This window comes from Clostridium sp. MCC344 (genome assembly GCF_018785365.1).
In the GTDB taxonomy this organism is placed as follows: domain Bacteria; phylum Bacillota; class Clostridia; order Lachnospirales; family Lachnospiraceae; genus Pilosibacter.
The window spans coordinates 65884-80677 of sequence record NZ_WQPQ01000078.1 but is presented as its reverse complement, the minus strand read 5'-3'; the positions used below and the strand labels follow the sequence as shown (position 1 = coordinate 80677).

Sequence of the window (14794 nt, the reverse complement as noted above, 5' to 3'; positions counted from 1 at the left end):
GTTTTTTATCATGGCAAATCGTATTATGTTAAATCAGACATCTTATCACGGAGCAGGCGCGATTCAGAAGATCGCGAACGAGGCAAAAGCCCACGGCTTTAAAAAGGCGTTCGTATGTTCCGACCCGGATCTCGTAAAATTCAAGGTTACCGCCAAAGTAACCGACATTCTGACCGCAAACGGTCTTGACTACGAGCTCTACTCCGATATTAAAGCAAACCCGACGATCCAGAATGTCCAGCACGGTGTTGAAGCCCTTAAGGCATCCGGCGCTGACTACCTGATCGCCATCGGCGGCGGCTCCTCCATGGATACCTCCAAAGCGATCGGCGTCATCATCGCAAACCCGGAATTTGAGGATGTAAGAAGTCTTGAGGGTGTTGCACCGACGAAAAAACCGTGTGTTCCGATCATCGCCGTTCCGACAACAGCCGGTACTGCTGCCGAGGTTACGATCAACTATGTTATCACCGATATCGAAAGAAAACGTAAATTTGTATGCGTTGACCCACACGACATGCCGATCATTGCGATCGTTGACCCGGATATGATGTCCTCCATGCCGAAGGGACTTACCGCTTCCACAGGTATGGATGCCCTGACCCATGCCATCGAAGGCTACACAACAAAAGCTGCCTGGGAAATGACCGATATGTTCCATCTGAAAGCCATCGAGATCATCTCAAAATCTCTGCGCGGTGCTGTAGCAAACACAAAGGAAGGCCGCGAGGGAATGGCTCTCGGTCAGTATATTGCCGGTATGGGCTTCTCCAACGTTGGTCTTGGTATCGCCCACTCCATGGCACACACACTCGGTGCTGTCTATGATACCCCGCACGGTGTTGCCTGCGCGATGATGCTTCCGATCGTTATGGAATATAATCAGGAATGTACCGGCGAGAAATACCGTGAGATCGCACGTGCAATGGGCGTTGCAAATGTTGATTCCATGTCTCAGGACGAATACCGGAAAGCTGCGGTTGACGCTGTCAAGAAGCTTTCCGCGGATGTCGGAATTCCGTCTACCCTTGAGGCGATCAAAGAGGAAGACCTTCCGTTCCTTGCAGAGTCCGCTCACGCAGATGCCTGCGCGCCGGGCAACCCGAAGGATGCCAGCGTAGAGGACCTGAAAGACCTGTTCCGCAAGATCATGGCGTAAAACGTCTTCTCTCATTTATGAAAAGAGCTCCGGCAAATTGGCCGGAGCTCTTTTTATCTGTCGCTTTTTATCGCATGCACTTCTCACCCATTAGTGCATAATGTCATAAACCACACCGCAGAAGATCTTCACCGCATTCGGAAGAACCTGCTCGTCGATATCGAAGATACGGCTGTGACCCGGACCGGCTTCGTGGGTGAGGACTCGCATGAAGGTCGCCTGTCCGCCCTGTTCCTGGACGCGGTTCATCATGTAGGAGACATCCTCGCTGCCGCCATTTTTGCTGCTCATTTCCTTCGCAACCGGCAGATGGAGATCTTCCTCGCAGACTCTCTTCACCCGCTCCATCAGCGCTTCACTGCTCGTCAGGGAGTTTGCCGCGCCCATAAGCTTCATCTCGCAGGTGCATCCGTGCATTTTTGCCGCGCTCTCAATAATGTTCACTGCGTAATTTTTCATGTACTCGTTGATCTCGGTGGTCTCACCGCGGACCTCGATCTCCATCTTCGCCTCGTCCGCGATAACATTCCGTCCGCTTCCGGCGACAACGGTTCCCACATTTACTCTGGACACGCCGCCGGAGTGACGCGGGATCGCATAAAGGTTTAAGATCGCCGTTCCGACTGCCAGCATGACATTCCGTCCAACCTCCGGTGATCCGCCCGCATGGGCAGATTTTCCGTGGAAGATCACATCATATTTTGTCGTTGCGAGAGAGCCATAGCTTCCCGGAATTACCACTGCCGGATCGTCCTCTTTCTTATTTGTCACATGAGAGCCGATCAGGTAATCCACACCGTCAAGATGCCCGTTATCAACGATGGATTTCGCACCGCGGACACCCTCTTCTGCCGGCTGGAAGATCAGTTTCACGGTTCCATGGAGCTGATCCTTAATAGACATCAGGACTTTCGCCACACCAAGACCGATGGTGGCATGTCCATCATGTCCGCAGGCATGCATGAAGCCTTCATTTACGGAGTTAAATCCCTCTTTCGCCGGTCTGTGGCTCGGATCATGCTCCTCGAATACGCCGAGGGCATCGATATCAAACCGCATGGCAACCGTCGGGCCCTCGCCGCAGCGCAGGATTCCGATCACACCGGTCATTCCTCCCTTTGTGTACTTAACAAACTCCGGATCCGCTCCCTGGGCAACGGCACGCTCATACTGTTCCTCTAACTTTTCCTCAGACGGAACGCCCATTCTGGAATCCTTTTTGCAGACCTGATCTCCGACAAGAACTTCATATCCGAGCTCTGTCAGTTTCCGTGCAATAATGGACGATGTCCTCATCTCAAACCAGCCCGGCTCCGCGTACTTATGAAAGTCACGTCTCTGCGCCGTAAGGTCACCTGCCATCTCGTCGCTCATGGTCTTGATCCGATCGTAAATATTCATTCATTTGCCCTCCCGTGTGATGTTTTTCTCTATTATAATGGGCTCGCAGCCAAAATTCCACAAAAACATTTTATTTTATGGGCGATTGATGTACTTTTTATTTATCTTTCTCCATTTTTCTGTTCTTTTGAACCATATTAAAGTATGTGCGGAAGATGCGAAGAAGCTCTTCCACCATCAGAGTTTTTTTCTTGTAAACAAAATTTATTTCCACATTCTCCAGATTTTCTGCTTCCGGAAGATGATACTGTACAATGTCTGGATCCTTCTCAATAATTTCCGGAGGCAAAAATCCGACTGCAAGCCCCTCTCGCACAAAAGAAGTTATTGTTGTAAGCTGATTCGCATAAAAAATCACATTTGGGATTACATGATATCCAGCGAAGTATTCCAGGATAAAAGTATTCAGCTGAGAGGATTTAAATTGAAAGACCATCGGAATCCCTTCCAGTTTCTTCGGTGATATAATTTGACTATCCAGTTTGAAAAATGTCGATGATGCACATAACGCCAATGAAAGTTTTCCAACAGGGATATATGTGAGAGCCGGATCCCTCATCTTCTCCCGGCAGGAAAAACAGGCCGCATCCAACAGATTATTTTTCAGAAGCTGTGTCATATTTACGATAAAATTTTCCTGCATATTGATCGTCACACCCGGAAGCTGCTCCTGCATATAGGGAAACAATTTCGACAAATGAATGGCTGCAACATTCGGAGCGATTGCAAGGGAAACAGCCTTGTCCATCTGCAGCTTCTCAATACTTGTCCGAAACTCTTCATAATGCTCCACCAGACGTTTCGCCTGTTGATAAGCAATATTTCCTGTTGATGTCAGGAACAGATCATTGTGATGTCTTTCAAAGAGCGAAACGCGGAATTCTTTTTCCAGATCCCGGATTGCCGATGAAACTGCCGGTTGGGACACATGAAACTGCTCTGCGATTCTCGTAATATTCAGTTCTTCCGCAACTGCAACAAAATATACAAGTTGTGTCATCGTCATTGTTTTTATTCTCTCCTGATTTTTTGTTTTCAAATTTTCAGTTTGCGTTTCTCTTTTTATTGTATCATAAGTTTTTTCTTATAGTATAAGAAAATATATTCTTTTATTTATTTTGTTTTGATGCTACGATATTTCCATGATCATTCTGTGCACAATGACGAACCAAAGACCTTATCTCTGGCTGCAGACAGGATCAAGGCGAAAAACAAATGTTTCTACTTTTCATACAGGAGGGAATTGTATGACAACGCAAATTGCTATTGTATTGGGGATCATTGCCCTTATGAGTATTTCATTCTTTTTTGAATTGCTGCCACTTGGCTTCACAGCTTTAATGGTACCTGTTCTTCTTCAGGGAACCGGCATCCTCGACGCGAAGACTGCATGGTCCGGCATGTCCAACACAACAGTTATCACATGGATTGGTCTTTTCATTATCGGCGCTGTTTTTGCAAAAACAAGTTTCACCTACCGCATCCGCGTATTTATTCAGAAAAACACAAAAGGAAGTCCGTTAAAGGTCTTTCTTATGATCATTGCAGGAATCACCGTTATGGGACTTGCAACAACCGCTACTGCTACGATTGCAGCATTAACTCCGATCATCATGGAACTCTGCAAAGATTCCGGACTCAGCGAAAAACGTGTATTCAAATCCGCTGCTGATCTCTGCACCTGGGTCTGTGTACAATGTTTTCCGATCGGAAGTTCCATTACCTACCTGCTTCTTTTTAATCAGTACATTACAGACGCAGGTTCTGAAGTCCAGTACGGTCTTATGGATTTTACATGGATCAAGCTTCCAATGTTCTTCTTCCTGCTTGTTTACTATATCGTCATCTGTAAGAAGTTTGTCGTTGATAAAGAGGCCTCTGCTCGTGCTCAGGAAGCGCTTACAGAAGAAATTGATTACTCGACCAAAACTCCATATACCCCTCTTCAAGAAAAACTGGCTACATTCATTTTCCTTGCAAACGTTGTCCTGATGGTCATTGCCACTGCAACAAAGATCGTTCCGGTATATCTCGTATCCACAACATTCGCAGCTCTGGCTGTCGGCCTAAAATTAATTTCTCAGAAAGACGCATTTAATTCTGTAAGCTGGGGGGTAATCTTTCTTGTTGCCGGAACACTTCCGCTCTCCAACGCAATCACTGCTTCAGGTACCGGTGAATGGATCTCCAATCTGTTCAGCAACGCATTCCCGAACCTAACAAACCCGATCATCCTCGCGACAATCTTCTGCTTTGTTTCTATGTTTATTACACAATTCATGAGCAATGCTGCTGTTATCGCGATCTTCTCCCCGATCGCAGCAACCATGGCGATCAATCTGGGGATTGATCCCCGTCTCCTTGTTGCCGGCGTTGCCTGTGGCTCCATTATCTGCTTTGGAACACCGATGGCTGGAACTGCAGAGGGATATGTATACGGTGTCTGCGATTTTAACATGAAAGATTTTATCAAGATTGGCTGGATTCCTTGTGTAATCATGACAATTGCATTTGCCGTATGGGCACCATTTGTTCTCAATATGATCTACTAAAAAAAATTACTTGAAAGGACTTTAAATTATGATTGAATCTACTGCTGAACGCGCTGCTCGCATGAAGGCGCTCGCTGAAAAAGCTGCTTATTTTACAAGCAATCCATGGATCCTCTACCATGAGCCATTTCAGGTTACTGACAATATTTATTTTGTCGGAAACACCTATGTCTCCACCTATCTGATCGACACCGGCGATGGTCTGATCCTGATCGATCCGGCCTTCAAAGAAAGTGTCTATCTTGTTTTTGACGGAATTCGAAAACTGGGATTTCATCCGGAAGATATCAAACATATTTTTCTTTCCCATGGCCATTTCGATCATGTGGCTGCTACCAGATTTCTTCAGGAATACACGAAAGCAAAGGTGTGGATCAGCGAAAACGATGCATTCTTCTTTACCGAACGTCCCGACCTCATCTGTGGAGAGATCCCGCCGTTTACGATCAGCGAATATTATGATTATTCCAAACCATTTGAAATGGGAAATGTAAAGATCGAGTTTAAGCTTTGTGCAGGACACACCCCTGGAACAACGACTTTTGTGATCCATACCTCCCACCATGGAAAACCAGTGATCGCTGCAATGCACGGAGGACTCGGATTAAATGGCCTTACTTATGAAGAATTGGAAGAAAACCGGCTTCCTGCTCATCTCCAGGCTGATTATGTAAATCAGCTTCGTGAAATGATGAAGCTTCATGTCGATATCGTCATCCCTTCTCATAACCATAATTACGATCTGCTATCCCGCTATAAAAATGATGACGGTAGCGGTGACATTTATCTGGATCCAACAGGATGGCAAACGATGTTGCAGGAAATGTTGGAAAAAGCAAAAAGTGTAATTCCAGATCAATTCTCGTAAATAATCCGGATTTCCTTACACAAATATCATATTGAACGCCAAAGATACTGTATGACCATGTTTTTCCTGTCATGCAGTATCTTTTCGTTTCATTTGATCCAATTCCAGCAGTACCCATCATTCTGATGATGTCTTGTCACAAATTTCCACTCCAAAATTCTTCCCCTACCAGACAATAAAAGCGATAAAAAACCGTCTTATGCCCATTTTTCCTTGAATCCACACACAAAATACGCTATACTAGTAGCAGATTGCATTTAAAAAGAAGAGACTATGTAACACACCGTTACAGGAGATGTATTTAGAAGGAGAAACAATCATGCAGTTGACAACAGTCAAAGAGCTCTTTAAAGAGCGTGAGAAATATTTAGACAAGGAGATCACCGTCGGTGGCTGGATCCGCAGCATCCGTGACTCCAAGGCATTCGGCTTTATCGTATTAAACGATGGTACAAGCTTCGATACCTTACAGATCGTTTACCATGATACAATGGCAAACTTCGCTGAAGTTTCCAAGTTAAACGTCGGCGCTTCCATCATCGTAAAAGGTACTCTCGTTGCAACACCGGAGGCAAAGCAGCCGTTCGAGATCCAGGCGACAGAGGTTGTTGTTGAAGGCGCTTCCAGCGCGGATTACCCGCTCCAGAAAAAGCGTCACACCTTCGAATACCTTCGTACGATCCCGCACCTTCGTGCGCGTACCAACACCTTCCAGGCTGTATTCCGTGTGCGTTCCCTGATCGCCTACGCGATCCACCAGTACTTCCAGGAGCAGGGCTTCGTCTATGTCCACACACCTCTGATCACATCCAGTGACTGTGAAGGCGCAGGCGAGATGTTCCAGGTAACAACTCTCGATCTCGATAACGTCCCGAAGACTGAGGACGGCGCAGTTGATTACAGCGAGGACTTTTTTGGAAAGCATACAAGCCTTACCGTAAGCGGACAGTTAAACGCTGAGACCTACGCAATGGCATTCCGCAATGTTTATACCTTCGGACCGACCTTCCGTGCTGAGAATTCCAACACGACCCGTCATGCTGCCGAGTTCTGGATGATCGAGCCGGAGATGGCATTCGCTGATCTTGATGACAATATGACTGTGGCAGAGGGCATGTTAAAATATGTCATCCGCTACGTTCTTGAGAACGCTCCGTCTGAGATGAACTTCTTCAACCAGTTCGTCGACAAGGGACTTCTCGACCGTTTAAACAACGTATTAAATTCCGAATTCGGCCGTGTTACCTACACAGAGGCTGTCAAGCTCCTCGAAGAGCACAACGACGAGTTCGATTACAAGGTATTCTGGGGCTGCGATCTCCAGACGGAGCATGAGCGCTATCTGACTGAGAAGATCTTCAAGAAACCGGTATTCGTTACCGACTACCCGAAGGAGATCAAGGCGTTCTACATGAAGTTAAATCCGGATGGAAAGACAGTTGCCGCTGTGGACTGCCTCGTTCCGGGTATCGGCGAGATCATCGGCGGAAGCCAGCGTGAGGACGATTACGACAAGCTTCTCGCCCGCATGAATGAGCTCGGATTAAAACCGGAAGACTACGGCTTCTATCTCGACCTCAGAAAATACGGCAGTGTCCGCCACTCCGGTTTCGGTCTCGGCTTCGAGCGCTGCGTGATGTACCTCACAGGAATGGGCAATATCCGTGACGTGATCCCGTTCCCGCGTACCGTTAATAACTGCGAGTTATAAGGAAAAACAGCAGCCCGCCGCGTCCTTTCGATGCATGGCAGCCGCAGGGAGCGCACAGACGATCTGTTGCGCTCCTTTTCGATTTTTCCTGATCTTTTACACTGGGAGGAACCTATGAAATTTATCCACACCGCCGATATCCACTGGGGCATGATCCCGGACAGTGATAAGCCCTGGGGCAAAAAGCGGGAACAGGCGATCCGACTGACATTCCAGGGAATCATTGAGGACGCGAGAGACTCCCGCGCCGATCTCCTTCTGATCTCCGGCGATCTGTTCCACCGCCAGCCGCTGGCCCGCGACTTAAAGGAAGTCAACTATCTGTTCTCTACGATCCCCGGGACCAGAGTTGTCATCATTGCCGGAAACCATGACCGGATCCGGAAGAGTTCCGCACTCCTCAGCTTTACCTGGGCGCCGAACGTGACATTTCTGATGGACGAGGACCTCTCTTCCGTCTATTTTGAGGAGCTGAACACAGAAGTTTACGGATTCAGCTATCACACTGCCGAGATTACCGAGGCAAAGGCCGACAACATCTCTCTTCCGGCATCCCGACGTACCCGGATCCTCATGCTCCATGGCGGTGATGCAAAGCATGTTCCTTTTGACCGGAATGCACTGGCTGCATCCCCGTTCTCCTATATCGCCCTTGGGCATATCCACAAGCCGGAGGTTCTCCTGGAAAACCGCATGGCCTACGCAGGTTCCCCGGAACCGCTCGACATGACGGAGACCGGACCGCACGGATATTTTGTCGGGGAAATCGACACCGCGAGCGGTCATGTGACCTCCCTGCAGTTTAAGGAAGTCTGCCAGGCCCAGTATATCCCGTTAGTGGTCAATGTAACTCCTCAGACGACCAACACCGAGCTCTCCCAGATCATCGCCGACGAGATCCGCAAGCGCGGCGCGGGCAATATCTATCGTTTCCGCATCCGCGGCATGCGGGATCCTGATATCAGTTTTGACCTGGATCTTCTCTCCGGTCAGTGGAATATCATCGAGATCCTGGATGAATCGGAACCGCAGTATGATTTCCACGCATTGTTCGCGGAACATCCGAGCGACATGATCGGCTTTTATATCCAGGCGCTCATGAAGGAAGATATGAGTCCTGTGGAGAAAAAAGCGCTTTATTACGGGATCCACGCCCTGCTTATGACAAAAGACGAAAGGAGTCAGCCATGAGATTACTCGAATTACATATCAACGGGTTCGGAAAATTTCATGACCGGACCATCTCCTTCAACGACGGGATCAACATTATCTACGGAAAGAACGAAGCCGGAAAATCCACGCTCCACACCTTTATCCGCGGCATACTCTTCGGGATCGAGCGCGGGCGGGGACGGGCGGCAAAGAATGACCTGTATACAAAGTACGAACCGTGGGAAAACAGCGGGACCTACGAAGGCTGGCTGAGACTGGAAAAAGATGGGACCATCTACCGCATCGAGCGGCGGTTCCGGAAAGAAAATAAGTCTTTAAAGATCATCAATGAGACGAAAGGTCTTGAAGAAAACGCAAGTCCGGAGTTTATCTCCAGGCTCTTAAACGGGCTCACTGAGACCATGTACAATAACACGATCAGCATCGGCCAGCTGAAGAGCGCCACCGAGGACGGAATGGTGACGGAACTTAAGAATTATATTGCCAACATGAACACCACCGGCAATATTTCCTTAAATATCACAAAAGCCACCGCATTCCTGCGCAACCAGAAACGTTCGCTCGAAGCCGGGCTGATCCCGGAGGCAAGCCGGGAATTCACCTCTCTTCTCGCTGAGATCCGGAATATTGAATCTGAGATCGCCGGCCCGGAATACGAGAACCAGCTCGCCTCCTACCAGAATATGCGGACCCAGGTCAATGGACTGATCGAAAATACCCAGACACAGAAAAAGGATCTGGACGAGAAACTCGCAAACGGAAAGAAAGTCCTCGCAGACAATGGTTTTACAGACCAGGCTTCCGTGGATGCGATGTCCTCCAATGCAGAAAAATTATACAATGAATACAATATGCTGAATATGGAGTGCAGCAAGAAGTCCAGAAAAGTCCTGTCCGCGCTTACGGCCGTTCTCGGGATCGCAGGACTCGGGGCAGCGGCGGCTCTTGGATATTTCAATCTCACCGCATATCTCCCTGTCTGCGGAGCTTCTGTGGCGGCGGCTGTGATCTTTTTTATCATCTCCTTGATCTTCCGTCAGAAAGATAAAGAATATCACAAAATGTGCGACAGCACCTCGGCGGAACTTGGCGCTCTTCTTGCGAGACATCTCGGAGATTCCGCAGTGTCCGAAGATGCCATGAACGCATTCCGCGCGCGGATGGGCGAATTTTCGAAGCTCTGTGATATGGTCTCCCAGTCCGAGACGGCGATCCGGAAATTTCTGGAAGATCTGAGTAATCTCCAGACAAAACAGGCCGGCTGCAGCGAGATGATCGAGAAACAGCAGCGGACCCAGTGGGAGTTGGAAAAAAAGCTGGAACACTTGAGCAACTGCAAAAATAAAGCGAAAGCGTTAAAGCGGACTCTCGCGGAGAATGACCGCATCCACGATGAGATCGTCGCCATCGACCTCGCCCAGGAGACCATGGCAGACCTCTCCTCCACGATTCGGGATTCTTTCGGACTCTATCTGAACAAAGAGGCGTCCCAGTATATCACCGGCATCACCGGCGGGATCTACGACAGCATGAGCATCGACGAGAATCTGAACGTCTTCCTGAACACGAAGACAAAGCTCGTCCCGCTCGAAAACGTCAGCAGCGGAACCATGGACCAGGTCTATCTCGCCCTGCGCCTTGCCGCCGCAAAGCTTCTCACGGGGTCCGGCTCCGAATCCGGAGGTTTTCCGCTGATCTTCGACGACAGCTTTACCCAGTACGATGATGATCGCCTGAAAACAGCTCTCGAATGGCTCGCCTCCGCCTACGGCGGTCAGATCATCATCTTCACCTGCCACCGCCGCGAAGCGCAGATGCTGCGCGCAAGACAGGTGCCGTTTCAGTTGATCGAGATGTAGGATCCTGTCCTGGCCGATCCGTAATTGTTCAGCACCTTCCCGGCTGCGAACAAAAATCCACGTTTTCTGCAAAAAATGTCGGCAGTAGATTAAAACTGCCGACATTTTTATATTTATAGGGATTCCGTCTTTCCACAGCACGCAGTCTTTTACGCGTACTTTTCCACAATCGCCCGGAATTCATCCCCATGACCAGCGATCCAGGTCTCCCAGTTCATGTTAGATGCTGCCGCTGCTTTTCCAAGCTCCACGAGAAGCTTCGGAAGATCACGCTCCAGGATCACGGCTCCGGCCTCGCCGAATTTTGCCGCACCGAGTTTATCACTTCCACCGACGAACATCTTAAACGCAGACTCCGGCTTTCCGTCTACGGTCTTTGCTGCGCCCTGGAAACCGAGCGCCGCCGCCTGATGCGCGGAACAGCTGGACGGACATCCGGAAATACAGATCTTCGGAAGAGCGCCGTCCGGGATTCCTGCCTCTCTGACAGCCGCTACAGCCGCTCTGAGCGCCGCCTGGCTGTCTCTGACGCCCTGCTGGCAGATCGATGCGCCGATACATGCAACACTGTTCTCAAAGGCTGTCTGGGCTCCGTCAGCCGTTGCTGCGAGAACCTTCTTTGCCTCGTCTGCAGTCAGGTTGATGATATAGATCGTCTCATGCGGTGCGATCCGGCACTCTGCATCCGGGATCTCCTTTAAAAGTGCGAGAAGCTCTGCCGGTTTTCCAGTCGGGAGGCATCCTCCGATCGGATGATAAGCGACTGCGTAGAGTCCCGGCTGTTTCTGGGCAATGACGCGCTTATCAGAGATTTCTCCGGAACCTTTTTTCGTAACCGTTTTTTCTTCCACATGGAAGTCCAGACCGCCTTTTTCTTTCATTTTCTGCACGTTCTCAAGAAACGCCGTCTTTAATCCGTCAACTCCCAGTGTCTCCTGCATGAAACGGGTGCGGGCTTTCGCGCGGTTCTCATAATTGCCGTGCTGGCAGAATGTCTCGATCATGGCGCGGATATAGTAAAGGATCTCTGTCGCCTGGACATGTTCATCTACGAGGACTCCCATCTTATAGCCGCCGCCGAGTCCGCCGGCGATCCGGAGTGTAAATGTTCCGTCCGGATTTGCCATGAATCCCATATCACGGAATGCACTGTGTACAGAATCGTCAGCGCCGTTGCAGAACGCCACTTTCAGCTTTCTCGGCATATGGATCTCACCAGCGATGGAGAGCAGATACTCTGCCGCTGCCTCCGCATACGGCTTTACATCGAAAGCTTCCCCTTTCTGTACTCCGGAGAGCGGGCTCATCATGATATTTCTCGGATTGTCTCCGCCGCCGCCCCGGCTGTAGATCTCGGCATCAATTGCTTTTTCCATGAGGACCGGAACCTGCTCCGCCTTTAAATTGTGAAGCTGGACAGTCTCACATGTCGTAAGCTTCATGAGCTCCACACCGTAATCCTTTACCGCCTCTGTAAGGAATTCCAGGCGCTTTTCCGTCAGGTTTCCGCCTGCCATTCTGAGACGCAGCATATGTTTGGAAGGATCCCGCTGCGCATAGCTTCCGAATCCTCCGGAGATTCCCTTGTATGCCTTCCGGTCGATCTCGCCTTTGTCAAATTTTTCAATTGTCTCCACGAAATCATGGATCTGTTCGCGAAACTGTTCTTCCCATTTTTCATTCATCATGATTGTTTTCCTCTTTCCCCTTTTTCCTTTTCCAGGCTGTACGGATCCTTCCGGTGTCTCACCTTCCGGCGGAATCCGCAGAATTTCTACTCTTTCCAGTGCAGATGATGCAGATGTCCTTCCATCGTCATCTTCTCAAACCCGTTCTGTCTGAGCGCCTCATAGAGCACGATCGCCACGGAATTTGAAAGATTTAAGGACCTGATATCTCCCCACATCGGGATCCGGATACAGTTTTCACGGTTCTCCACAAGGATCTCCTCCGGGATCCCGCGGCTCTCCGGTCCGAACATGATATAGGCGTCCGGATCATACGGAACATCCGTGTATACATGTTCGCCTTTGGTGGTCGCCATGTAGATCTTTGCTCCCGGATTCTTCTTTAAGAAATCCTGATAATCACTGTACACCGTCACATCCAGCTTGTCCCAGTAGTCCAGTCCGGCACGGACCAGATGTTTTTCGCTGAGCTTAAATCCCAGCGGCTCGATCAGGTGCAGCTTCGTGTTCGTTGCCACGCAGGTTCGCCCGATATTTCCTGTGTTGGCCGGCATTTCCGGCTCGTATAATACGATGTTCATGTTGTGGTCTCTCCTGTCATATAAAAAGAATGTGCTTCGGCTCATTATTCGCGTAAACAAGAAATTTCCCGGCCCGACCACCTTCATGATCAAGCCGGGGAAGCTCCGTTTTCCATGACTGTCCGGTATCCGCACAGTCACAATTCTTTTTATTTCTCTTCGTTCAGGTGTCTCTTCACGAAACGCTCCATTCTCTCAAGCGCACGTTTCAGATCATTTAAGGAGTACGCATAGGAGATTCTCAGATATCCCTCTCCGCAGTCGCCGAACGCAGTACCCGGAACAACGGCAACCTTCTCCTCCTCAAGAAGCTTTAAAGCAAACTCATCGGAAGTCATACCGAATTTCTTGATGCTCGGGAATACATAGAACGCGCCCTGCGGCTCATAGCAGTCAAATCCCATATCGCGAAGTGCCTTTACAAGGTAACGTCTTCTCTGGTCATATGCCTCACGCATCTCGATCACATCATGGTCACCGTTTCTCAGCGCCTCAACCGCAGCATACTGGCTTGTTGTCGGCGCACACATGATCGCAAACTGGTGGATCTTTAACATCTGTTTCAGGATGATCTCCGGCGCACATGCATAGCCGAGACGCCATCCGGTCATCGCGAAGGATTTCGAGAAACCGTTGATCAGAACGGTACGCTCCTTCATTCCCGGGAATGCGGCGATCGTGCAGTGCTGTCCCTTGTAGGTAAGCTCGGAGTAGATCTCATCGGAGATAACAAACAGGTCTTTCTCCACGCAGACCTTCGCGATCTCCGCCAGATCTTCCGCCTCCATAATGGAACCGGTCGGGTTGTTCGGGAACGGAAGCACCAGGACTTTCGTCTTCGGTGTGATCTTTTCCAGGAGTTTTTCTTTTGTCAGGCGGAACTTGTCCTTCTCCTCAAGCTGGATCGTAACCGGAACACCGTCCGCCAGGATCGTACACGGAGTGTAGGACACATAGCTCGGCTGCGGGATCAGAACTTCGTCTCCCGGATTTAACATCGCGCGAAGCGCGATATCGATCGCTTCACTTCCGCCGACGGTTACCATGACCTCTTTGTTATAGTCATATTCTACGTCAAAACGTCTCTTTAAATAGTTGCAGATCTCGATCTTCAGATCTTTTAAGCCTGCGTTGGATGTATAGAAGGTACGTCCTTTTTCCAGAGAATAAATGCCCTCTTCACGGATATGCCACGGAGTATCAAAATCCGGCTCGCCGACGCCTAAGGAGATTGCATCTTTCATCTCACTTACAATATCAAAGAATTTACGGATCCCGGACGGCGGGATCGTTACGATTTTATCAGATAACGGGTTTCTCACGGTGTAATCATCATCCTTTCATCCCCCGGCTTCTCATACATGATCGTGCCGTGGTCCTTATATTTCTTGAGTACAAAATGGGTCGCTGTGCTGAGGACGGAATCCATCGGGGACAGTTTTTCAGATACAAACTGAGCGACCTCACGCATGGTCTTTCCTTCGATGATCACGGTGAAATCAAACGCACCGGACATCAGATATACGGAATTCACTTCGCTGTACTGGTAAATACGCTCCGCGATCTTGTCAAATCCCATTCCTCTCTGCGGAGTTACTTTCACTTCGATCAATGCGATCACTTTCTCGTTTCCGGTGTTATCCCAGTTGATCATGGTGTGATATCCACAGATAATATTTTCTTTTTCCATGTCCGCGATCTCATTCGCGACGGCTGCTTCACTCTCGCCCAAAAGGGCGGCCAGATCTTTCAGATCAATTCGGCTGTTCTTTTCAATGATCGCCAAAATTTTTTCACGCATG

General features: G+C 49.2%; 12 protein-coding genes. 6 read left to right on the top strand and 6 right to left on the bottom strand.

Annotated features, from left to right (window positions below; translation table 11 throughout):
• Positions 1 to 10 precede the first annotated feature (10 nt).
• Complete coding sequence (gene fucO, locus GPK90_RS16350) at positions 11 to 1159, top strand: lactaldehyde reductase (RefSeq protein ID WP_215703460.1); 1149 nt, start codon at positions 11 to 13, stop codon at positions 1157 to 1159.
• A 90-nt stretch (positions 1160 to 1249) separates the two neighbouring features.
• Here the strand turns inward: fucO and GPK90_RS16345 are convergent, their stop codons facing one another.
• Both GPK90_RS16345 and GPK90_RS16340 read right to left on the bottom strand, forming a co-directional pair.
• Positions 1250 to 2560: an amidohydrolase gene (locus GPK90_RS16345; RefSeq protein ID WP_021905182.1), complete on the bottom strand. Its 1311-nt coding sequence runs from the start codon at positions 2558 to 2560 to the stop codon at positions 1250 to 1252.
• 97 nt (positions 2561 to 2657) lie between these two features.
• Complete coding sequence (locus GPK90_RS16340) at positions 2658 to 3566, bottom strand: LysR family transcriptional regulator (RefSeq protein WP_215703459.1); 909 nt, start codon at positions 3564 to 3566, stop codon at positions 2658 to 2660.
• Between the two features lie 241 nt (positions 3567 to 3807).
• Here GPK90_RS16340 and GPK90_RS16335 point away from each other — a divergent pair, with 241 nt between their 5' ends.
• From GPK90_RS16335 to GPK90_RS16315, 5 genes are all read left to right on the top strand, one after another.
• Positions 3808 to 5112, top strand: a complete 1305-nt coding sequence (locus tag GPK90_RS16335) for an SLC13 family permease (RefSeq protein WP_215703458.1) — start codon at positions 3808 to 3810, stop codon at positions 5110 to 5112.
• A 28-nt stretch (positions 5113 to 5140) separates the two neighbouring features.
• Positions 5141 to 5980, top strand: a complete 840-nt coding sequence (locus tag GPK90_RS16330; RefSeq protein WP_215703457.1) for an MBL fold metallo-hydrolase — start codon at positions 5141 to 5143, stop codon at positions 5978 to 5980.
• 319 nt (positions 5981 to 6299) lie between these two features.
• Entirely contained in the window at positions 6300 to 7691 is a 1392-nt protein-coding gene (gene asnS, locus GPK90_RS16325; protein WP_118321889.1) for an asparagine--tRNA ligase, read from the top strand.
• Between the two features lie 114 nt (positions 7692 to 7805).
• Positions 7806 to 8882 (top strand): DNA repair exonuclease, encoded by a 1077-nt coding sequence (locus GPK90_RS16320; protein WP_215703456.1) that lies wholly within the window; start codon positions 7806 to 7808, stop codon positions 8880 to 8882.
• Positions 8879 to 10723, top strand: a complete 1845-nt coding sequence (locus GPK90_RS16315; RefSeq protein WP_215703455.1) for an ATP-binding protein — start codon at positions 8879 to 8881, stop codon at positions 10721 to 10723. The genes GPK90_RS16320 and GPK90_RS16315 overlap by 4 nt, the downstream gene beginning before the upstream one ends.
• A gap of 149 nt (positions 10724 to 10872) precedes the next feature.
• Here GPK90_RS16315 and GPK90_RS16310 read toward each other — a convergent pair whose 3' ends face one another.
• From GPK90_RS16310 to GPK90_RS16295, 4 genes are all read right to left on the bottom strand, one after another.
• Positions 10873 to 12411 (bottom strand): nitrite/sulfite reductase, encoded by a 1539-nt coding sequence (locus tag GPK90_RS16310; RefSeq protein ID WP_215703454.1) that lies wholly within the window; start codon positions 12409 to 12411, stop codon positions 10873 to 10875.
• Between the two features lie 86 nt (positions 12412 to 12497).
• Positions 12498 to 12992 (bottom strand): tRNA (uridine(34)/cytosine(34)/5-carboxymethylaminomethyluridine(34)-2'-O)-methyltransferase TrmL, encoded by a 495-nt coding sequence (gene trmL, locus GPK90_RS16305; protein ID WP_118297287.1) that lies wholly within the window; start codon positions 12990 to 12992, stop codon positions 12498 to 12500.
• A gap of 149 nt (positions 12993 to 13141) precedes the next feature.
• The gene (locus GPK90_RS16300; protein ID WP_118533421.1) at positions 13142 to 14314 is read right to left on the bottom strand and encodes an aminotransferase class I/II-fold pyridoxal phosphate-dependent enzyme; all 1173 of its coding nucleotides are present in this window, start codon (positions 14312 to 14314) and stop codon (positions 13142 to 13144) included.
• A complete protein-coding gene (locus GPK90_RS16295; protein WP_118533419.1) occupies positions 14311 to 14793 on the bottom strand; it encodes an Lrp/AsnC family transcriptional regulator in 483 nt (160 codons plus the stop codon). The genes GPK90_RS16300 and GPK90_RS16295 overlap by 4 nt, the downstream gene beginning before the upstream one ends.
• Between the last annotated feature and the right edge of the window lies 1 nt (position 14794).